The sequence below is a fragment of the Pontibacter korlensis genome (assembly GCF_000973725.1).
GTDB classification, from domain to species: Bacteria; Bacteroidota; Bacteroidia; order Cytophagales; family Hymenobacteraceae; genus Pontibacter; species Pontibacter korlensis.
Genome location: NZ_CP009621.1, coordinates 900802 through 922455, shown reverse-complemented (window position 1 = coordinate 922455; position 21654 = coordinate 900802). Strand labels below are relative to the sequence as shown.

At 46.7% G+C, this 21654-nt stretch carries 19 protein-coding genes; 9 read left to right on the top strand and 10 right to left on the bottom strand.

The window, feature by feature from the left end:
- Positions 1-49 precede the first annotated feature (49 nt).
- A complete protein-coding gene (locus tag PKOR_RS03745; RefSeq protein WP_046309195.1) occupies positions 50-568 on the top strand; it encodes a gamma carbonic anhydrase family protein in 519 nt (172 codons plus the stop codon).
- A 483-nt stretch (positions 569-1051) separates the two neighbouring features.
- On the opposite strand, the gene PKOR_RS03740 is transcribed toward PKOR_RS03745, so the two are convergent.
- Positions 1052-1510 (bottom strand): hemerythrin domain-containing protein, encoded by a 459-nt coding sequence (locus tag PKOR_RS03740; protein WP_084694719.1) that lies wholly within the window; start codon positions 1508-1510, stop codon positions 1052-1054.
- Between the two features lie 3 nt (positions 1511-1513).
- Positions 1514-2827, bottom strand: a complete 1314-nt coding sequence (locus tag PKOR_RS03735) for a hemolysin family protein (RefSeq protein ID WP_046309193.1) — start codon at positions 2825-2827, stop codon at positions 1514-1516.
- Positions 2828-3268: 441 nt separating this feature from the next.
- On the opposite strand from PKOR_RS03735, the gene PKOR_RS03730 reads away from it, so the two are divergent.
- On the top strand, positions 3269-5482 hold the full coding sequence (locus PKOR_RS03730; RefSeq protein WP_046314052.1) for a protein-disulfide reductase DsbD family protein: 2214 nt from the start codon (positions 3269-3271) through the stop codon (positions 5480-5482).
- A 144-nt stretch (positions 5483-5626) separates the two neighbouring features.
- Here PKOR_RS03730 and PKOR_RS03725 read toward each other — a convergent pair whose 3' ends face one another.
- Both PKOR_RS03725 and PKOR_RS03720 read right to left on the bottom strand, forming a co-directional pair.
- Positions 5627-6235, bottom strand: coding sequence for a superoxide dismutase (locus PKOR_RS03725; protein WP_046309192.1), 609 nt, complete (start codon positions 6233-6235; stop codon positions 5627-5629).
- A gap of 77 nt (positions 6236-6312) precedes the next feature.
- Complete coding sequence (locus tag PKOR_RS03720) at positions 6313-6768, bottom strand: nucleoside deaminase (RefSeq protein ID WP_235337219.1); 456 nt, start codon at positions 6766-6768, stop codon at positions 6313-6315.
- A gap of 213 nt (positions 6769-6981) precedes the next feature.
- On the opposite strand from PKOR_RS03720, the gene PKOR_RS03715 reads away from it, so the two are divergent.
- Positions 6982-7650: a porin family protein gene (locus tag PKOR_RS03715; RefSeq protein ID WP_046309190.1), complete on the top strand. Its 669-nt coding sequence runs from the start codon at positions 6982-6984 to the stop codon at positions 7648-7650.
- An 87-nt stretch (positions 7651-7737) separates the two neighbouring features.
- Here the strand turns inward: PKOR_RS03715 and PKOR_RS03710 are convergent, their stop codons facing one another.
- Positions 7738-8292 (bottom strand): hypothetical protein, encoded by a 555-nt coding sequence (locus PKOR_RS03710; RefSeq protein WP_046309188.1) that lies wholly within the window; start codon positions 8290-8292, stop codon positions 7738-7740.
- Between the two features lie 263 nt (positions 8293-8555).
- Here PKOR_RS03710 and PKOR_RS03705 point away from each other — a divergent pair, with 263 nt between their 5' ends.
- The 3 genes from PKOR_RS03705 to PKOR_RS03695 all read left to right on the top strand — a co-directional run bounded on the left by PKOR_RS03705 (position 8556) and on the right by PKOR_RS03695 (position 10088).
- The gene (locus tag PKOR_RS03705) at positions 8556-8990 is read left to right on the top strand and encodes a hypothetical protein (RefSeq protein WP_046309187.1); all 435 of its coding nucleotides are present in this window, start codon (positions 8556-8558) and stop codon (positions 8988-8990) included.
- Positions 8991-9197: 207 nt separating this feature from the next.
- Positions 9198-9593 carry a GtrA family protein gene (locus PKOR_RS03700; protein ID WP_046309186.1) on the top strand — a complete coding sequence of 132 codons (396 nt, stop codon included), beginning with the start codon at positions 9198-9200 and terminating at the stop codon, positions 9591-9593.
- 6 nt (positions 9594-9599) lie between these two features.
- Positions 9600-10088 (top strand): lysozyme inhibitor LprI family protein, encoded by a 489-nt coding sequence (locus tag PKOR_RS03695; RefSeq protein ID WP_084694718.1) that lies wholly within the window; start codon positions 9600-9602, stop codon positions 10086-10088.
- Here the strand turns inward: PKOR_RS03695 and PKOR_RS03690 are convergent.
- Positions 10035-11666, bottom strand: a complete 1632-nt coding sequence (locus tag PKOR_RS03690) for a glycosyltransferase family 39 protein (protein ID WP_046314048.1) — start codon at positions 11664-11666, stop codon at positions 10035-10037. The two genes, PKOR_RS03695 and PKOR_RS03690, sit on opposite strands and share 54 nt — an antisense overlap.
- A gap of 85 nt (positions 11667-11751) precedes the next feature.
- On the opposite strand from PKOR_RS03690, the gene PKOR_RS03685 reads away from it, so the two are divergent.
- Together PKOR_RS03685 and aspS are read left to right on the top strand one after the other, a co-directional pair.
- Positions 11752-12645, top strand: coding sequence for a glycerophosphodiester phosphodiesterase (locus PKOR_RS03685; protein ID WP_046309184.1), 894 nt, complete (start codon positions 11752-11754; stop codon positions 12643-12645).
- Between the two features lie 74 nt (positions 12646-12719).
- Entirely contained in the window at positions 12720-14480 is a 1761-nt protein-coding gene (gene aspS, locus PKOR_RS03680) for an aspartate--tRNA ligase (protein ID WP_046309183.1), read from the top strand.
- 617 nt (positions 14481-15097) lie between these two features.
- On the opposite strand, the gene PKOR_RS03675 is transcribed toward aspS, so the two are convergent.
- From PKOR_RS03675 to nuoK, 4 genes are read right to left on the bottom strand one after another with little or no spacing between them, the layout of a single operon-like run.
- Positions 15098-16486 carry an NADH-quinone oxidoreductase subunit N gene (locus PKOR_RS03675; protein WP_046309181.1) on the bottom strand — a complete coding sequence of 463 codons (1389 nt, stop codon included), beginning with the start codon at positions 16484-16486 and terminating at the stop codon, positions 15098-15100.
- A gap of 41 nt (positions 16487-16527) precedes the next feature.
- Entirely contained in the window at positions 16528-17976 is a 1449-nt protein-coding gene (locus tag PKOR_RS03670) for a complex I subunit 4 family protein (protein ID WP_046309180.1), read from the bottom strand.
- Between the two features lie 12 nt (positions 17977-17988).
- The gene (gene nuoL / locus PKOR_RS03665) at positions 17989-19953 is read right to left on the bottom strand and encodes an NADH-quinone oxidoreductase subunit L (RefSeq protein WP_084694716.1); all 1965 of its coding nucleotides are present in this window, start codon (positions 19951-19953) and stop codon (positions 17989-17991) included.
- A gap of 42 nt (positions 19954-19995) precedes the next feature.
- The gene (nuoK, locus tag PKOR_RS03660) at positions 19996-20325 is read right to left on the bottom strand and encodes an NADH-quinone oxidoreductase subunit NuoK (protein WP_046309179.1); all 330 of its coding nucleotides are present in this window, start codon (positions 20323-20325) and stop codon (positions 19996-19998) included.
- Between the two features lie 359 nt (positions 20326-20684).
- Between nuoK and PKOR_RS03655 the strand changes: the two genes are divergently transcribed.
- Complete coding sequence (locus tag PKOR_RS03655; protein WP_046314046.1) at positions 20685-21623, top strand: DUF6929 family protein; 939 nt, start codon at positions 20685-20687, stop codon at positions 21621-21623.
- The last annotated feature ends 31 nt before the right edge of the window (positions 21624-21654 follow it).

The window sequence follows — 21654 nt, the reverse complement described above, 5'->3', positions numbered from 1 at the left end:
CAAAAGATCACTTTTTACTTTCTCATTCTTAAACTTTTTAACTTAACATATGCCAGTTATACTTCCGGTTAAGGGCGTAAAGCCACAAATGGGTGATGGGTGCTGGATTGCCGAAAATGCTACCATCGTTGGTGATGTGGTAATGGGCAATGAGTGTTCAATATGGTTCAATGCTGTTGTCCGCGGTGACGTCAACAGCATCCGAATAGGCGACAGAACCAACATACAAGATGGTGCTGTGATTCACTGTACTTATGAGCGAGCGGGTACTGCTATTGGTAGTAACGTTTCTATTGGTCATAATGCCATAGTACATGGCTGTACTGTACACGATAATGTATTGATAGGCATGGGAGCCATCGTAATGGATAATGCTGTTGTGCACCCAAACTGTATAATAGCAGCTGGAGCCATTGTGCTGGAGAATACTATCTGCGAATCGGGCTGGATTTACGCAGGCATACCTGCTAAAAAGGTAAAACAGCTAAGTGCAGAGCAGGTAGAAGGCTTAACCAGAACATCCAATAATTATGTGATGTACAGTGGCTGGTTTAGCGGAAAAGAGTAAAGCCGCAGAGGCTAAACCTCACTGCTCTTTTTAGCAAGGGGGGGAGGATAGCTTAGTCCCCCTTGCTAATTGGCTCCTACTTTTCAAAGCTGCACTCGCTACCTTTGAACTCTCGTTTTCGATAATCAAAGGAGGGAAACTCATCATACTCCACCCTTCCCCAAGATAGCGGGAGTAATTTCAAGCTCCGCCAGCCTCAGCTATCGAAATATTCCCCAGTCATTGGGTTGAGCGCCTATGCGAGCTTTTCGGTCCTGCAAGGATTGCAAAGCGACAGCAAGCAAAGAAAAGCTCCCAGCGCGATGCCCAAGGACGAGGCCCCGCGGCCTTGATCGCACCATAGGCAGAGGTGAAACGAACCGCTCGTAAGACTGGAGGATTAACAGCAGCTTTAAAGGATAGCTTAACCCAAGCCGCGAAAGCAGGGGCAGGCAAAAGCACAAGCTGGTGCTTTTGCCAAGTATAAGCGAGGCAAAGGGTAGATTACTCTCCTAACTGCTCCAGCACTTGCTGCTGCAGTTCCTGCAACTTCTCTTCAGGCAGTTCCTGCTGTAGTGCCTCAAAGAAAACACGCTCCTCTTGCCGTATGTGTTGCTCCAGCATTTTTCCCACCTCATCTAGCTTAACTGGTAATTCTGCATCCGTAGCCTTTGGCAGCGCAAGTATGAACTGCTCTAGTTTCCGGTGTTCGCTCTGCAAATGAATTGCTTGTTGCCTTAATTCTTCTGAGGTATCCGCTGCAAGTATAAAAACAGTCTGCTCTTCGAGTTTGAAGTGGGGGAGCAGGTGCTCCTTTAGAAAATCCAGCACATAGTCGCGCTTAGTAGCAGGAGTAGTAGGCATGTCTTTATAAGGAGGCGCGCCATGTTGTAACAGCCTGGCCGTTAGTAGGCCACCGTGGTGTTGTCTGGAGATCGGTATAAGGCTTTCGTGTCGCTTCATACCTTAGCTAGTTGCCTCCCGGCCTTCTTCTCGTACTGTTAGCAGCACCCAGTCCACACGGCGGTCAGACTTCTCCAGAATGCGCACATCATACTGGTTTAAGGTGGTGGTTTCGTTCAGGTTCTCCGGAATCTGGCCATAAATTACATTCAGGAGCCCGCCAACTGTTTCATAATCTTCGCCCTCTGGCAGTGGGTAAGGCAGGAAGTCGTTGGCGTCAGACACGGCAGAGGCACCATTTACTTTATACTCAAAGTCGCTGATGCGCTCTACCAGTGGAGCTTCTTCATCGTACTCATCCTGAATCTCGCCCACTAATTCCTCAATAATATCCTCTATGGTTACGATGCCCGAAACACCGCCAAACTCATCGGTAGCAATAGCCATGTGCAAGTGGCGGCGCTGAAACTGTTTCAGCAGCAGGTTAATCTTCTTGGTTTCTGGCACAAAATACGCAGGGCGCATAAGGTCTTCGATCACAATCGGCTGGCCCAGGCGCATAATGCTCAGGATATCCTTCACGTAAAGTATACCCACGATATTGTCCATGTTGCCACTATAAACGGGCAGACGGGAGTATCCTTCGTTAAAGATCACCTCCATAAGCTCTTGCTCCGGAATATTGACATCAATAGCCACCATTTTAGTACGCGGCACCAGGATCTGCTTTACCATGCGCTCGTTAAAAAGGAATACATTCTCGATCAGCTCGTGGTGGGCATCCTGGATGGCGCCTCCTTCCACACTTTGCTCAAAAAGCAGGCGAAGCTCCTCTGCTGTGTGCACCTCCGCTCCATGCATAGGCTGGATGCCCATGGCGCGCAGCACCATGTTGGCTAAGCCGTTCAATAACCAGATAAACGGGCTAAACAGAATGTAAAAGAAACGCAGCGGGTAAGCTATAGCCAGGGTAGTAGACTCAGAGCGCTGTATAGCCAACGATTTTGGGGCTAGCTCACCAAACACAATGTGTAGCACCGTGATGATAGCAAAGGAAATAGGCAAAGCAATAGTATGTGCCAGCGCCTCACTTCCCTCAAAACCAAACGCTTCCATAATGTTGATCACGATCTGCGCTACCACGCTCTCCCCAATCCAACCGAGACCCAATGAGGCTAAGGTAATTCCCAGCTGTGTGGCTGAAAGGTAGGCGTCGAGGTGGGTGAGCATGTGCTGCGCCAGTTTTGCCATGGCATTTCCGGCCTGTGCCCGTAACTCGATTTGCGATGCCCTCACCTTTACAATGGCAAACTCTGCAGCCACAAAGAAGCCATTAAGCAATACAAGGAATATCGTTAAGAGAATATCAAAAATCATAGTGCGTGTCTTTTGCCGTTGTGTGTCGGCAAGCTGTAAAAATAGTAAAATACGTGCTCCTTTTACATGTGTATATGTTGTGTCCGCTATATTTTACGGGCAACACCGGCTATAGGGCTATCTTAGGGGCTGCAGGCACTCATTTTTCTGCCTTAGTGGAGAGGACACACCTAAAGTTTAAAGAGATAAACTTTTTTGGAGCACAAAATGGCGCTTTAAATTGTTATGTGCTTATGCTTGAATAGTATTTAGTCTCGACGACTGTATTATAGAGTGGCAGAGCTAACATTAGGATAGGCAGAGTTGTTGTTTAGCAAACTACAGAAAGAGCAGGTGCCGCCTCATGCTAAAAATGCCTACTTTTGTAACGTTAAAATTGAAAATGATCCTAATCGGAGCCAGTTAATAAGCTCCTCCTGGCATAATAAAATGCACTACGCAATGATTAAAAATATTCCCCTTAAGCAGCTTCTGGCTACGTTGCTGCTGTTTATGGTGGCCCTAGTGGCGCAGGCACAGGTACTGAAGCCTGCCACCTGGAGCTACGATGTCTCCAAAAAGCAAGTGGCCGTTGGCGAAGAGGTAGAACTGATCTTCAATGTCAAAATTGATAAAGACTGGTACTTATACTCTTCTGACTTCGATCCGGACCTGGGGCCAATGGTTACCACCTTCACGTTTCAGAAACACCCATCGTACGAGCTGGTAGGCAAGATAAAGCCTGTCAACCCTAAGAAGAAGTATGATGACCTGTGGGAAGGAGAATATACTTACTTTATTGGCACAGCCCAATTCCGCCAGAAGATTCGGGTGCTGCAGCCGAATTTGCAGGTAAAAGGAAGTTATGAGTATCAAGTTTGTACTGATGTGGACGGCCGCTGTATTCCTTTCGACGATGAGTTCACCTTCACAAACAAGCAGGTAAATGTAACCGGAAGTGCTGCACCTGCAGCTAAGCCTGCTCCGGCCTCTGAGACTCAACAGGAAGTAAAAAATGAGCCGCAAAAAGAAAATGGACAGACTGCCGCCCTGCCTGGTGCCACCGAAGTAGTGCCTTCTGACGCAGCGCTTTCTGCAGCAGATACAGGTCAAACAACTGAGGTAGCAAAAGCTACTGCGGATACAGCTGCTGCTCCTGTTATTTCTGCCATACCCGATGAAGAGCCTGTTCAGGGAGGTGGTGAAGGATTATGGGCGTTTATGCTGGTGGCTTTTGGTTCAGGGCTGGTAGCGCTGCTAACACCTTGCGTATTCCCGATGGTACCCATGACAGTAAGCTTCTTCACCAGTAGTGGAGGCAGCCGGGCTCAGGGTATCCTGAAGGCTCTTGTGTATGGTCTATCCATCATCGCAATTTATACCCTTATCGGTACTATTGTAGCCAGGCTCTTCGGTGCCGATGGAGCTAACTTTATAAGCACACACTGGCTGCCTAACATTCTTTTCTTCCTGATCTTTCTGGTCTTCGCCATGTCCTTTTTTGGAATGTTTGAGATTACCCTGCCAAGCTCATGGCTTACCAAGGTGGACTCTCAGGCAGATAAAGGCGGCTGGATTGGCGTGTTCTTTATGGCCTTTACGCTGGCGCTGGTTTCTTTCTCCTGCACCGGCCCTATCGTGGGAAGTATACTGGTAGCCTCCGCCGGAGGCGAAACTATCCGCCCGATTGTAGGGATGTTTGGTTTCTCACTGGCCTTTGCCTTGCCTTTTACACTGTTTGCCGTTTTCCCGTCGTGGCTGAGCGGACTGCCGAAATCAGGTGGCTGGCTTAACTCGGTAAAGGTAGTGCTGGGCTTTATTGAGTTGGCACTGGCGCTTAAATTTCTGAGCGTAGCCGATCAGGTATATCATTGGGGCATCTTGGATCGTGAGGTATACCTGGCGCTTTGGATCGTGATCTTCACGTTGATGGGCTTCTACCTGTTGGGCAAGCTCAAGTTCTCTCATGATTCTGACCTGAAGTATATCAGTGTGCCGCGCCTCTTTTTTGCTATTGTTACCTTCGGGTTTGTAGTATACCTGATACCAGGTTTGTTCGGTGCTCCGCTTAAGGCATTGGCTGGTTACCTGCCACCGCAATCTACGCAGGACTTCGACCTGAATACTATTGCCCGACAGGGTGGAGGAGGTACCGCAGTGGTAGCTGCCAACACAACTGATAACTGTGAGCCTCCAAAGTATGCCGACTTTCTGCATTTGCCGCACGGGCTGCAAGGTTACTTTGACTTGGAGCAGGCTAAGAAATGTGCCGCTGAGCAGGGTAAACCAATCTTTATCGACTTTACCGGCCATGGTTGTGTAAACTGCCGCGAGATGGAGCAAAGCATATGGTCAGACCCTGAGGTGCTGAAGCGCCTGCGCGAAGACTATGTAATTGCCGCCCTCTATGTAGATGACCGCACGGAGTTGCCAGAAAGCGAGTGGTACACGAGCAGTTACGATGGCAAAGAGAAGAAGACCATCGGTAAAAAGTATGCAGACTATCAGATATCCAAATTTAATGTGAATGCCCAGCCATACTATGTGCTGATGGATGAAAACGAGAATGTACTGGTTAAGCCTATCGCCTATGAGCGCAGTGTAGAGAAGTTTGTGGAGTTCCTGGATGCTGGTGTGGCAGCTTATAACGCAAGGCAGCAGGTAGCCCAAAACTAACAGCTATAAGTTAAAATTAACAAATAACCCCTGCCGTGGCTATGTGTTGCGACAGGGGTTATTCTTTATAACAAGTACGTGGTAAAACAAAAAGCCCTGCCGGAATAGGCAGGGCTTTTTTATTGATACTAAGGATAGTATACCTTACTTCGCTTCGTTATAACGGCGAGTTACTTCCTCCCAGTTTACCACGTTCCAGAAAGCGCTGATATAGTCTGGGCGACGGTTCTGGTAGTTCAGGTAGTACGCGTGCTCCCACACGTCCAGGCCAAGAATTGGCTGGCCACCGCAGCCGTCAGCGAACGACATTAGTGGGTTATCTTGGTTAGGAGTAGAGCATACTTCCAGCTTGCCACCATTTACGCATAGCCAAGCCCAGCCAGAACCGAAACGGGTAGCTGCAGCAGCATTGAACTTCTCCTTAAACTGGTCAAAAGAACCGAAGGCAGAGTTGATAGCATCAGCTAACTCGCCAGATGGCTGGCCACCACCGTTTGGAGAAAGGATAGTCCAGAAAAGGTTGTGGTTATAAAAGCCACCGCCGTTGTTACGCACAGCACCATTCTTGCCATCAATGCTTGTCAAGATTTCTTCGATAGACTTACCTTCCAGATCAGTGCCCTGAATAGCATTGTTCAGGTTAGTAGTATATGCCTGGTGGTGTTTTGTATGATGGATTTCCATAGTGCGCGCATCGATGTGCGGCTCCAGTGCGTCGTAGGCGTAAGGTAGTTTCGGAAGTTCGAAAGCCATAGTTTTATACAAGTTTTATGTTGAAAAATTACGTTTTTACACTTTGGTTAAAGCTTACGTGGCGGTATCAAAGTTAGTTAATTTCTTTTAGTCGCAAAGAACGAGGCCATCAGGTCAGCACATTCCTGCGCCATAATGCCGCTTACCATTTCTGTTTTTGGATGCAGCAGATTGCCTACGCGTCTATAACCGCGCTTAGGCTCAGATGTTCCGAAAACTACACGTTTTAGTTGTGCCCAATAGCTGGCTCCTGCACACATTACACATGGTTCTACCGTAACATAAAGGGTACAGTCGTGCAGGTACTTATTGCCTAAGTACTCAGCAGCAGCAGTCAAAGCCAGCATTTCGGCGTGAGCAGTTACATCATTCAGCTTCTCAGTCTGGTTATAGGCTTTGGCAATTATTCGCTTGTTTGCCACTACCACAGCCCCTATCGGAATCTCGCCCTCCTCATAAGCATACTGCGCCTGGCGGTATGCCTGTTCCATAAAATACTCATCGCTGTGGATGGATAAAAAATCTGTTGCCATAGAGTAAAGATGGTCATGCAGCGCCTAAAATGCAAGTTCAGTGGAATTGGTTAGACTGATACCTGCTTAGTAGAAGCGGAGATAGGCCTTTAAGTTAAGCCTATCAATATAAGTTAATACGGAAGAAATTCTTTATATTGAGTAACAAGTGGTTGTATAGTAAAGCAAAGCTGTTCCCTTAGTTGGAGTGTGTCACCTGTAATAACCTTAGCTATGAAAAAGACCTTGTTCTTCCTTTTATTAGCCTTTGTGGCTTTCAATGCAAAAGCTCAAGATAAGTTTGTACCAGAAACATTCTTAGGGCTTAAAGGAGGGGTAACTTACTCAGGGTTCGGCTTTGATCCTTCCATAGACCAGGAAATGCTGTTAGGCTATACAGGAGGCTTGGTACTCAAGCACCTCTCACAGTCAAAGCTTGGGGTACAGGTTGAAGCAAACCTTGTGCAAAGAGGCTGGACAGAAGTGGTTGCCCCAGACACCTCCTATACGCGCCGCTTAACCTTTGTAGAACTGCCTTTTATGACGCACCTATCTTTTGGCGCACGAAACTCCAGGTTTATAGTAAACCTTGGTCCTACGGCTTCCTTTCTTATAAAAGATGAAGTAAGTTCCGATGTGGCGGACCCTAATGGCGAACTGGAGGGGGATGAAGTAAAGATGTATAGGTACAGAGACATAGACAATGAGTTTATCTATGGGTTGTGCCTGGGGATAGGCTTTGAACAAAGGACAGCTATAGGCACATTTCAGTTGGAAGGAAGGTTTACGCACAGCCTGAACGATATATTCAGCAGAGATTTATATAACCGTATCTCCAAAAGCCAAAGCTTAAGCCTGACTATGAGCTATTTACTAAGCCTCAGGTCCCGGAAGGCGGAGTAAAGCTTTTCAACGAACAAACCATAAAAAAAGCCCCTCCAAAATGGAGGGGCTTTTTACGTAGTAGATAGATAGGTAGTAGTGGTTCGGTTATTTTATATTGATAGAATTCATTACCTCTCTCGCTCTTCCCTGCCAATCGTTCTTCAGCGAGAAAGGTACATGCATTGTAAAAATATACAGCTGATTGCCTTTTATGGTGTACTGCACGATGCTATACTTCTGTACTGGTGCCAAGGTAGAAGAGCCACGCTCGTCGGCAAGCTTGCTGACAAACTCAAATACCAGATAATCCTTTCCTTTCACCTGTGTTACCTCCTGTCGAATAAAATCCACTTGGGTAAAGGTCTCCAACAGGTTTGCTTTATAGAACTCACGCAACATGTTCAGGTCTTCCTCCTTAAACTGCGAGCGTTTCTGCGTTACACTAAAGTCAATCTGGCCATTAGGGCTGGTATACACAGCAAGCGGCTTGGTGGCAGCAGGATATTTACGGGCAATGCCATCATCGGGCATCGGCATAAAATCCTGTGGCAGCATTACACTCACTTCTTTGCTAATCTGTGTCTTCTTCAGTTTAGATTGGGCAAAGGTGGCTCCGGCTATCAGAATAATGGCTAAAAAGGCTATGTATCGCATGTTCATGTGTTTGTATCGGCAAAGCTATTAAATATTGGGGAAAAAGGACCTGTTGCCACTTATTAAGCAATAATTCTGCCAACATTGAGGCATAATTGCACTGAAGTGGTGGGGCTGTCCTAAAAAATATCTTATGTGGAGGCTAGTCCGTTATAATAAACAGGCAAAGGCGCTAAAAGGTGCCGGCATTTCGAATGTGGCTATTGCAGGCGAAGCTTGAATGAGTAGCCGCTGCCAAAGTATAAGCATCAACAAAATTCAATAAGACTATGATCGAAAACCTGATAAACGGATTGAAAGGGCAGCTTACTGGGGAGCTGCAAAGCAAGTTTAACCTACAGCCCGACACGGCTAACAAATCAGTGGATCTGGCCAAGGATAACGTGGTGGGCGAGCTAAAGCAGCGTGCCAGCAGCGGAGAAATGGGCGGGCTAATGGATGTACTTAAAGGGAGGAAGGCACCTGATGATAGCAGTGCTACAAACAGCATCATTAACAAGTATGTCTCAGACCTGACTACCCGCCTGGGTATACCTGAAAGCGTTGCAAAACAGGTGGCGCCATTTGCCATCAAGTTTATTATGCAGAAGATAGGCGGGCAGGCCAGCGCAGGCAACATAAGTGAAGGAGATCTGCTAGGTGGTCTGATAGGTGGAGGCTTAAAAGATAAACTGGGCAAAGGACTTGGCGGGCTGTTCAAATAAGCACAACAGAGTATACCAGTGTCAGCCACACTTGTAATGTGTGGCTGATTTTTTATGGATAATCAACACCAGCATGCTTCTTGTTTGAGTGGGGATGGAGAATGTATAGGAGTAGACTGTGAAAGTAAGGTTGTTAGCCTGCAGTAAGTATATTACTTTTGTAGCGCCTGAGCTATAGCCAGTGCAGATGTACAACAAAGCAACCAGATGTCAGAAAGTTTACAGAGCCTCTTCTTCAAGTTCCTCAAGTTTGGTGTAGTCGGCTTTTCAGGTCTGTTACTGGATTTCGGGGTAACTTATCTGGTAAAGGAGAAGTTGCGCTGGAACAAGTATATAGCTAATAGTCTGGGTTTTCTTTTAGCCAGTGCCAGTAACTATTACCTCAACCGCATCTGGACCTTTCATAGTGCAGACCCTGAAATTGGTTGGCAGTATTCTAAATTTTTGGCAGCTGCTCTGATAGGTTTGATACTTAACAACCTCATTATTTACCTGCTCACAAACAGGACTGGCATTAACTTTTACATAGCCAAATTCTGCGCAATAGTGCTGGTCTTCTTCTGGAACTTCTTCATAAACTACCTCTATACCTTTACCAGGTAAGCTTGAATGTATAGTCGGCTTCTCTTGCTATTATGCTTATTACCCATAGGTTTTAACGCGTGTGCCCAGCACAAAGAAAAGCCTGATTATGATAACGTACAGACACAAGTGGAGATGAACAGGTGTGCCGCACAGAAGCATAAGGAAGCGGATGAGGACCTGAACAGAGTATACAGGGAGGTAATCATAAGATTAGACACAGATGCCAAGGCTCTACTTATAAAAGCTCAAAAGAGCTGGCTGGTAGTGCGGGATAACCACTGCGGCTTGTACGAACAGTTTTATGAAGGTGGTTCTATAATGCCGCTTATGCTCTATACCTGTAAAACCGAGCTGACTGAGAACCGCACAAAAGAGCTGGAGACTATTCTAAAAGAGGTGTCAAGCCAATTATTAGCTAAATATAACGAAAAAGCCCTCCTTACACGGAGGGCTTTTTCGTTAATCGACTTTGTAGATTTGTACATGTTCATCCTTGTGCACACGTGGGTTTAGCAGGTGCAGAAGCTGATCATACAATGATGGGTTGATGGTATACTCCAGTGTAAGGGCAGGAAACACCTGATGTAAGCGTTCCATGCGTTCTTCCATGTCGTCGATGCCAACTACCACTACATAATCTGGTTTATAAGCAGAGGCCGTAATTTCCTTTTGCAGCTCCTCCGGAGTTTTTTCTTCGTTCAGCGTATAAGCCATCACAAAGTTACTTGGCAGCTGCTTTTGCCCCTGTAGGTATTCTTCCCACACCATGTCGTCGTCTATAATATAACCGTCGTATACAGCGGCTGGGCGGCCGAGGTAGAAGAGTGGTGGTTTCTTTACACTGTGGTTGCCAAACTCCAGCACCACCCCATCAAAGTTCGCTTTCTCCGACAGATACACCAGTGGGGCTACGCGGCTCTTTTTAGTATAGGTAAAGGCCATACCTACAGTAGCCAGCAGGTTCAGCACCCAAAAGAACCCCCAGCTAAAAGCAAGTAACTTGCGTCGGTTTTGCCAGAAAGCAGAGTTGCGTACAAACTGTTGCCAGCCAATTACACCAAGCACCATAATTAAGGGTAGTAGCGGCAGTATAAAGCGTTCCTGTTTATTAGGAAACAGTGAGTGTGCCACGAAAAAGATCAGCCCTCCCCAAAAAAGGGCAGGTGTAAGCTTAGCCGTACGTGCATAACCTACTACCAGGAAAGCACTAACCGGAGGCACCAAGAAACCAAGTATGGTCAAAGCAAAGCGGTACACAGGTCCGGAGCTAAAATCGTTGGCGTGCGCGGAGTTATACTGGTAGTATGCAACTATAGAATGGAAAGGATAGTCGAAGAAAACAATGTCTATCACGCCCTGTACCAGAAAGGCAGCCACAATAAAACCTAGTAGAACAGCTATAGCTTCACGCCACTTGTGTTGGTAAAGCAGCACCAGGCCAGCCCCAGCTCCGAACAGCACAGTATGGTAACGGAATACAAAGGCCATTGCAAACAAAACTCCTGTCCAGAAGTATGGCAGCACGCGTTTACGCTCTGTTTGCTCAGCCTTCACCATCAGGTAAAAGGCTGCCAGGTAAGGTGGGATACACACCATCTCTACAAGATTACGCACGCTCATAAACGGCATAAACCATACCAGTGCCAGCATGAGCCCAACCAGTCGGGCATTGGCCCTGTTGGAGAGACGCTCCGTTAGCCTATAACCAAAGTATACTATCAGCAGAGAGTACAGGCCATGTACAAGGCGCACGACTGTCATCTTCACATCCGGGCTAAAAATGCCTATGGTCTCAAGTATGTAAAACAAGCCGTAGTGAATGAGCACATAAAACATACTATGGCGCGGCGGCATTGGCTCGTTTAGCCACAGTGGGAATCCATCCAGCCAGCCCTGGGCAATTGTAATCACATCAAAATGGTCATCGCTGAAGGCAAACCCTCTAGAGAAAAAAGCAGCCACTAAACGTATGGCCAGTGCTATGATAAGTATGGTGGAAATTGGGATAAGGTAACGCTCCTGTGGCTGGCCCAGCGTGCTTGCATCGGCGGTAAAGGCTTTAGCTACAGTTGTTTTCGTTGAATTCTGCATGAGGGTAATCTTGTGCGGCTGCAAATTTAACGGTAATTATAACGAATCTGTATTACCTTCGCTTTTTAATATGATATTTTAGTAAGTGGCTCATATACATCAAACATTAGGGCGGCGCGTGTCGTCAAAAGTGAAGCTATTTATACTTGCCTTTTTGGTTTTGGCAATGACTGTAGGCGCATGGCTGATGTACCGCCACGATGAACTGCAGCATAAAGATGTGTTGCTATTGGGCCACGCAGGCTCCGGTTTTTTCTCTCCATTCAATCCGTTTAACCCGCTGCCTTCTAATAGTATGGCCTCCATTGTAAAGGCGATGGAGGAGCATAACGCTGATGGCGTAGAAGTAGACGTGCAACTGAGCCAGGACGGCGTGCCCATACTTTACCATGACGTAACGCTGGAAAGCAGCACCCATGCCGAGGGTATCATAGATAATCTACAGGCAGAGGAAGTAGTGGGGCTGAAATATAGCGGAGGGTTATTTTATGACCTCTTCCATGACGAGGAGATCATTACACTGGAGGCTTTGCTGAAGCGTTTCGCAACTTATCCGGAGCTGCCCTACCTGCACCTCGATCTGCGGAACCACAACCCGGAGCGGCATTCATACTATGCACAGACACTGATGTCGCTGCTGCGAAAGTATAACTATCCACTGCAGAGGATTACTTTTATATCACCTAACCCTCAGTTTTTAAAAGCATTTCGTGAAGTGGAACCTCAGGCACAACTAATGATAGACACGGGCGGCAACTTTGAGCAGGCGCTGCAGGAGGCTAGGATTCATGAGCTGCAGGGCATCTGTGCCAATGGCCGTGATGTAACAGCTGAGCACGTTGAGCGGGCAAAGGAGCAGGGGCTGCAGGTAGCGTTGTTTGGCGGTAAGTCGCGCTCGCGCATTGCCCGCATGATTAACATGAAGCCTCACGCCATACAGGTGAACAATGTGGAGGCTATGCGCGATATGCTGGACTAACATCTTTGCAGCATATAAAGTAAACCAAGATTTAGATTATTACATTTGCAATAAACTATACAGTAGATCATACTATGTTTCGAACACATACTTGCGGCGAGCTTCGCCTGGACAACGTTGGAGAAGAGGTAATATTAACAGGTTGGGTACAGCGCCTCCGCGATAAAGGCGGCATGCTATGGGTAGACCTGCGCGACCGTTACGGTATTACGCAGCTTACGATGGAAGAAGGCATTACGCCTGCCAACCTGATGGAGCAAGCTCGTAATCTGGGCCGTGAGTATGTAGTGAAGGTGGTTGGAAGAGTAGTGGAACGTTACTCTAAGAACGACAAGATTCCTACTGGTGCCATAGAGATCCATGTTTCTAAAATTGTTGTGCTGAACCCTGCCAAGCTGCCACCGTTCCTGATTGAGGATGAGACAGACGGCGGTGATGACCTGCGCATGAAGTACCGTTACCTGGACCTGCGTCGTACGCCGGTGCGCCGTAACCTGGAGCTTCGCCACCGCATGATGCGTGAAACTCGTGCTTACCTGGATGCTCGTAATTTCATAGAAGTAGAAACTCCGTACCTGATTAAGTCTACGCCGGAAGGTGCCCGCGACTTTGTAGTGCCTAGCCGTATGAACCCAGGTGAGTTCTACGCCTTACCACAGTCACCACAGACATTCAAGCAGCTACTGATGGTGTCTGGCTTTGATAAATATTTCCAGATCGTGAAGTGCTTCCGCGACGAAGACTTGCGCGCTGATCGCCAGCCCGAATTTACTCAGATTGACTGCGAGATGTCTTTCGTGTCTCAGGAAGATATCCTAAATAATTTCGAAGGATTTATCAAGCACCTGTTCGAGAAGGTGAAGGACATTCACATTAATAAGCTGCCACGCATGACGTATGCCGATGCCATGAAGTACTATGGCTCAGACAAACCGGACATTCGTTTTGACATGCGATTTGTGGAGCTTAACCCGCTGGTTAAGAATAAAGGTTTTAAAGTGTTTGATGATGCTGAGCTGGTGGTAGGTATTTGTGCCACAGGTGCAGCTAGCTATACCCGCAAGCAGGTAGATGAGCTGACTGATTTTGTGAAGCGTCCGCAGATAGGAGCCACTGGTCTGGTTTACGCCCGAGTAAATGAAGATGGAAGTATAAAATCTTCGGTAGATAAGTTTTATACTGCAGAAGATCTGCAAGCCTGGGCTGCAGCCTTCCACGCAAAGCCCGGAGATCTGATTTTAGTGCTTGCCGGTGGTGCCGATAAAACTCGTAAGGCTTTGAACGAGCTGCGCCTGGAGATGGGAACACGCCTCGGACTGCGCGATAAGAATGTATTTGCACCGCTGTGGGTAGTAGACTTCCCGCTGCTGGAGTGGGATGAGGAGGCAAATCGCTACCACGCGATGCACCATCCATTTACTTCTCCTAAGCCTGAAGATATTGATTTGATAGACGATCGTCCTGGTGATATACGTGCTAATGCCTATGACATGGTGATCAATGGTGTAGAAGTAGGGGGGGGCTCCATTCGTATTCATGACCGTCGTTTACAAGAGCAGATGTTCCGCTTGCTGGGCTTTTCTAAAGCAGAGGCAGAAGCACAATTTGGCTTCCTGATGAGTGCCTTTGAGTATGGTGCACCTCCACATGGAGGTATTGCTTTTGGCTTTGACCGTCTGTGCTCACTTTTCGGTGGCTCCGATTCTATCCGCGACTACATTGCCTTCCCTAAGAACAATTCTGGTCGCGATGTAATGATAGATGCTCCATCACCAATCTCTGATGTTCAGCTTGATGAATTACACATAAACATGAAAAACCTGCCGCATAAGTAACAGTTGTTTTCCACAGATAAAAAAGGGCCTGCCGCTTAATCTAGTGGCAGGCCCTCTGTTTTTTACCTATCCTAGAGCTTTTGTTGTTGATACTGTTGATAAGTCTGTGGATTCCACAAATAGGTGCCTACTTATACACTTTTTCGAGCAAAATTCGATTTAAAGCTGTGGATATGTGGAAAAGTGCTGTGGATAGGTATGTGTGTAGCAGTGTTGGTGTACTTTGCAGAAGTTATACTTTAATGTGTAGCAGATGAATTCTGCTACTCTAGTTTTAAAACATCAACCCAAGCAAAGCCTTGAGGCACGAAAGCCAGATTGAGCATAAACTAAGCTTTATCCATAACTCATCTCTGGAAAGCGTGTTAAAAGGGCTCTTTAATAGTCTCTTCTCCTAAACATCCTCACTGACGTGTAAGAGTTACTTTATCGGTTTTGAGTCGCTCATGAGCGCATGTTTGGAGCAATAGGAAATGAAAGAAGAGTCTATAGAATGCCTTAATGTGCCGCCGTTAGCGTTAGTGCAGCATATTTAGAACGGCTTATAGGAAGCACAAAAAAGAGGGTCTGCCTTAGTTAAGGCAGACCCTCTTTTTCAGGTATGATATATACTAATGCTAGATCAGGTCACTAACCAAGGCTGGAGCTATACCTAGCAGAATGGTCAGAACAGTGATAAAGATCAATGTGAAAGAGGCAAAGCTGCCAACTTCAAGCTTCTCATAGTTTGCTGCTGGTTGCATGTACATCGCGATCACTACACGGAAGTAGTAGTAGATACCAACGGCAGCTAAGATCACAGCCAGCACTACCAGCCACAGCATATCAGGGTTCTGCAGTAGAGCAGAAAACACAAAGAACTTACCAAAGAAGCCTGCTGTAAGCGGTATACCAGCTAAGGAAAGCATCGAAACTGTCATGGTGAAGGCCAACAGTGGGTTTGTTCTACCCAAGCCATTAAAGGCTTCATATAAGGCGCTGCCTCGCTGGTCCTGTACTATTTTCAGTACACCAAAGGCGGCAATAGTAGCGGTGGCATAAGCTGCTGAGTAAAACAGGATAGAAGAGTCTGAAGCTTGATTGAAGGCTACCAGCGCCATCAGTAGGTAACCAGCATGCGAGATGCTGGAATAAGCCATCATACGCTTAAAGCTTGTCTGTACTACTGCTCCTATGTTGCCAACTACTAGTGTCAGTACAGTAATGGCTACCATAGTCGGGAACCAGGTAGAGTAAGAAGCTGCGAAGGCAGCCGACATAAGCTTGTAGAAAGCAGCTACACCAGCCGTTTTCACTACAGTAGACATAAATGCAGTGAAGAAGGTAGGAGTACCGTCATAAACATCAGGAGCCCAGAAGTGGAACGGAGCAGCCGATATCTTGAAAGAGATACCTATAATAAGCACCAAAATACCCAAGATGAACATGGTATCCATCACACCATCCGTACCAATACCAGATTGTGCTGCCCCGATCTCTGTAATGTTGAATGTGCCTGTAGCTCCATAAATCATCACGATACCAAAAAGCATAACACCTGTAAAGAAGGAACCCATCAGGAAGTACTTCAGAGCTGCTTCGTTGGAACGTAGGCTGGCTTTGTCACTACCAGCCAAAACGTACATGGCAATTGAAAGAATCTCAATTCCAATGAAGAGCATGATCAGGTTTTCGTAAGATACCATCATTACGGTACCTACCAAAGAAAACAGCAGCAGTGAGTAGTACTCAGCAAGGTTGGAGTCGTTCTTATCGATGTAACGCTGAGAGAATGGCAACATCAGAATGGTAGAGAGCGTCATGATGCCTGTAAAGGCAACTGCATAGTTATCTACCGTTAGCATGTTGTTGAAGTAGCTCTGCGTACCGTTCCAGTCTAACAGGTTAACGGCAAAAACTACTGCCAGAAAAATAAGTGCTAGTGGTAGCAGTACCTTCTTTGACTTAGCAAAGCCTACGAAAAGATTAATGATACCAAAAACGGATAGAAGTATGATCGAAGTCATGTCGTCGTATTTCTCTAAAACTCTTTATTCACTTTTGCCGCTTAGCGGTTAATGATGCTCAGAAGGTTGTTTACTGCAGGTTCTGAAATATCCAGGAAGGTGTTCGGGAACAAACCAATCCAGAATACCATCACTACCAACGGAATCAGTACCGCCTTCTCATAAAATGTCAGGTCTGTAAAATGCTCTGTCAGCTCAGACTTAGTGCCGAACATAACGCCCTGGAACATGCGCAGCATATAAACTGCACCAAGTATAATGGTAAGACCAGCCACACCTCCAAACCAGGCGTTGTATTGGAACACACCTGAAAGTAGCAGGAATTCGCCCACAAAACCGTTTGTAAGCGGCAGCGCCACAGAACCTAGCAATAGTATCATAAAGAAGATCGACAAGCCTTTGGCGTTTTGTGTTATACCACCCAGGCTGGTAATCTCTCTTGTGTTGGTGCGGCTGAAAATAATGTCGATGATGAAGAACAGGCCTACCACGTTGATACCATGACTCAGCATTTGGATAACACCACCCTGCAGACCTTGCTCGTTAAGGGTAAAAATACCGGCAGCAATAAGACCAACGTGAGCGATGGATGAGTATGCAATCAGGCGTTTCAGGTCGCGCTGGCGAATAGCAATGATAGAGGCGTATACTATACCGATAATGGCAAGTATAAGCACCAGCTCATCCCATTGGCTAACTCCGTACGGTACAACTGGCAGCAACCAGCGAAGTACACCATAAATGCCCATTTTCAGCATGATACCAGATAGTAACATTGTAGCCTGAGCAGGCGATTCTGTATAGGTATCCGGCTGCCAGGTATGGAATGGGAACACCGGCATTTTAATAGCGAAGGCAATAAACAGGAACCAGAATATCCAGCTCTGTGATTCGCTTGAAAGTGTTAGCTGGTAGAAAGCGTTTACATCAGAAGAGTGCGTGCCTGGAGTTTGCAGGTACAGGTACACAAAAGCAGCCAGCATGAAAAGCGAGCCGAAGATGGTATACACAAAGAACTTAAATGTAATGCGAATTCTGTCCGTACCACCCCAAACTGCCGCAATAAAATAGATCGGAATAAGCGCCACCTCCCACATGAAGTAGAACAGGAAGGCATCCATTGCCACAAACACGCCAATCAAGCCAGTTTGCATAAACAGGATGAGGGCGTAGAATACGTTAGGGTTCTTATACTCGTGCTTGTAAGACGAAAGCACGATCAGCGGTACCAGGAAGGTTGTCAGCAGGACCATCAGCAGGCTAATGCCGTCCATACCTACACTGAAGCCGATACCGCTCTCAATCCACGGTAGGTTAAGGGAGTGCTGCATGGCACCGCTCTGGGTATCAAACGATGAGAGGGCGAAAAGTGACAACGCAAACTCCACGAGCGCTGCTATAAAAGCCACTTTCTTGGCACCCTGTCCCTTAATAAGCAATACCAGCAGGGCAGCAAGGGCAGGCCAGAAAAGTAATAGAGCTGTAATCATCTTCTAAGAACCTTATCCGATAAAGAAGTTTAAAAATAAAATCAGGACGATGCTGAACACCATAACCATCAGGTAGAATCCAATTGCACCGCTTTGTGCGAAACGCAACGTGCGGCTGCTGTAGGTAGTCAGTTTGCCAAAGCCGTTTACAACACCATCTACTATCATATTATCCAGCACACGGTGGAAGATAGCAGACATCCACATGATTGGGCGCACTACAATAGTGTCGTACAACTCGTCGATGTAGTATTTGTTATAAATCAGGTTGTGTAGCGGAGAAAGTCTGCTTCCTTCCGGAACCGGAACAGTTCTTTTGCTCACGTACATAACATAGGCAATAATAGCTGCCACTATGGCTACAGCTACTGAGATTCCCATCAGCATCCACTCTGTAGCATGGTCAAGGTGCATTGGCTCCATCGCCCTCGGGTTGGCTACGCGCGCGAAATTATAGATTGGTGCCAGATAGCCCTGCAGAATGTGCATGTTCTCTCCAAAAATTGGCGGAATACCAAGGAAACCACCTACAGTAGAAAGTACAGCCAGAACAATCAGCGGAAGTGTCATAGAGAACGGTGACTCGTGCAGGTGAGACCTCTGTGCTTCTGTGCCACGGAAGGTTCCGAAGAAAGTCAGGAATACCAGGCGGAACATATAGAAAGAAGTCATAAAAGAAGCCAGCACTCCAAGGCCCCACAACACTTTGCTATGCTCCCAAACATGTGCTAAAAGTTCGTCCTTAGAGAAGAAACCAGCAAATGGAGGTATACCGGCAATTGCCAATGTACCGATCAGGAAGGTCACAAATGTGATAGGCAAGTACTTGCGAAGGCCACCCATAAAGCGGATGTCTTGCTCATTGCTCATGGCGTGGATTACTGAACCAGCACCTAGGAACAGAAGAGCTTTGAAGAAAGCGTGAGTAAGCACATGGAAAATAGAAGAAGAGAAGGCCATTACACCCAGCGCCAGGAACATATAACCCAGCTGCGATACGGTTGAATAAGCCAGTACCTTCTTTATATCGTTTTGTGCGAGGCCAATTGTAGCCGCTAATACAGCGGTAGCCACACCAACGATAGCAATGATCTCAAGTGTTGTAGGAGCCAGTACATACAGTACGTTAGAGCGAAGCACCATGTAAATACCAGCTGTCACCATGGTTGCCGCGTGGATTAGGGCCGATACTGGAGTAGGACCGGCCATTGCGTCTGGTAGCCAGGTGAACAGTGGAATCTGAGCACTCTTACCCATGGCACCAACAAACAGAAGCAGGGTAATAGCGATCAGTACACCGGAGTCAACACCGCCTGTATACTGAGCCGCCTCGGCAAACACCTGTGGGTAAGATACAGAACCGAACGTGATAAAGATCAGGAAAATGCCCAGCAGGAAGCCAAGGTCACCGATACGGTTCATCACGAAGGCCTTCTTAGCAGCATTGTTGTAGTTAGTGTTTCTGTTCCAGAAGCCGATCAGCAGGTAAGAGCAAAGACCTACACCTTCCCAACCTACGAACATCATTACGTAGTTAGAGCCCATTACGAGCAACAGCATCGAGAACATGAATAGGTTGATGAAGGCGAAGAACTTTCCGAAGTTTTCGTCGTGGCTCATGTAACCTGCAGAGTACAGATGGATAAAGAAGCCTATACCTGTTACCATAAGCATCATGAGCAGCGTCAGCTGATCTATCAGGAAGGAGAAGCCAATCTGCATGTCGCCCACTGAAATCCAGTCGTAGAAGTCAACTGTATAGGCGCGGCTTCCGTTAGCGGTAAAATCGAGGAACAGGTAGACAGTGATGAGGAAAGAAGCCAGCACTGTGCTGCAACCAATAAAGCTTACCAGGCCTTTGGCTATGGCGCGGTTGCCCAATCCGTTGATGATAAAACCTGCCAGCGGCAGCAACGGAATAAGCAGACAAAGCAGTGCCATTCCCTGGTTGTTAATCGGCATTACAATCTCTTGCATCTGTTATAAGGGTTTGTTAAGCTATTCAGCGTTTTATGGCTGTTACCACTTCAGGTAGTTCAGCAGTTGTACATCAGTAGAGCGAATGTTGCGGTAGGTCATCACAATGATGGACAGGCCGACACAAACTTCAGCCGCTGCCACTGCCATGATGAAGAACACAAAAACCTGTGCATTAGCATCTGCACGGTAGGCAGAAAGAGCTGTCAGCAGGAGGTTTACAGCATTCAGCATCAGCTCCACACACATAAAAATTACGATAGCGTTGCGGCGTGTAAGCACCCCGATAACACCTATCACAAAAAGAGCCGCGCTGAAAAACAGGTAATAATCTAGTGGAATGGTTCTGATAACCTCAGGTATGTTGTTCATTTTCTGTGTGGCTGAACGTATTTCTCTTAAATTACTGTCCAAAAATCAAGTCGCAAAGTTATCCCCATTTTTGTAAAAACCATAATATATTTCCTATTCTTATTCTTACTGATTAGTTGTGTTAACAGGTTTATTTCTTGGGCTTAAAGCGCTTCAGGCGTACTTCCTGATTTTCTTTTGCGGGTGGCATCAAGGGAGCTGATTTATACTTTTGACCTGTGTTTGCGTAGCTATGTGAGTTAGATTTATAAACTATGATGCACCGATACCTTCTGCACCTTTTACTGGTCTTTTTTGTGCTCCAGGGTTGTAAGTCCGGAGAGCCTGCTGTTACAAGTTCTGCTAGTTTTGTTGAGAAGATGAAAGAGATTAGAATTTCAGCCCGCACAGATAGTAAAGTGTTTTACGAGTCACTTCCTTCAGCTTCGGGCTTAGAGTATGTGCAGGGGGCATATTACGTTTTGGGTGATGATACGCCTTACTTGTATGAGGTAGATGAGCAGTTCATACTGGTGAATCGCCATGCCATATTCGATACAACTGCAGTTGTGGAAGGGCGTATTCCGAAGGCCGTGAAGCCTGATTTAGAAGGAATGGCCCATTTTACCTATGGCAGAGACCAGATGCTGCTTCTACTTGGCTCTGGGGCCAGTAACACTCGCAACAAAGGTTACCTTATAAATCTCTCTGATAACATGCAGGTGCAGGAGCTGGACCTTAGCCGGTTCTATACTTTTCTTAAAGAGGTGCTGCATCTGGAAAGTGAGGGGCAGCTAAACCTGGAGGGACTTGCTATGGATGATATCTATACTTACCTGCTTCAGCGGCCATTAGGTGCTGGATCTAACACGTTGCTGCGTTTTGATACAGATGATTTTAAGAGGTTCCTCATGCTAGAGGGGGAGGTGCCTTCAGTAGCTTTATATCATTTCGATTTACCCGTAATAGGGCAGAGCAGCGCTAGCTTTTCTGGAGCTTACTCTCTAGAAGGCAAGCTATACTTCACAGCCTCTGTCGAGGATACACCAAATGCAATAGATGATGGTGAGGTGCTTGGCAGCTTTATTGGTGTTATTGATCTATATTCTTTACCACAGGCAATGGATGCTCTAAATCCTTACAAAGCTTCAGTTACGCAGCTAAAAGATACGGACGGCTCGGCATATAGCGGTAAGGCCGAATCTCTGGTTGTGATGAAAGGGGAGGAGCCGAAGAGTTATAAAGTAATTGTTGTGTCAGATGATGACCAGGGGCACTCAGAGTTGCTAGAGGTACAGATGGAGCTCGATGAGTCCTGAATGAAAAAAGGCCTGAAGTGATTCAGGCCTT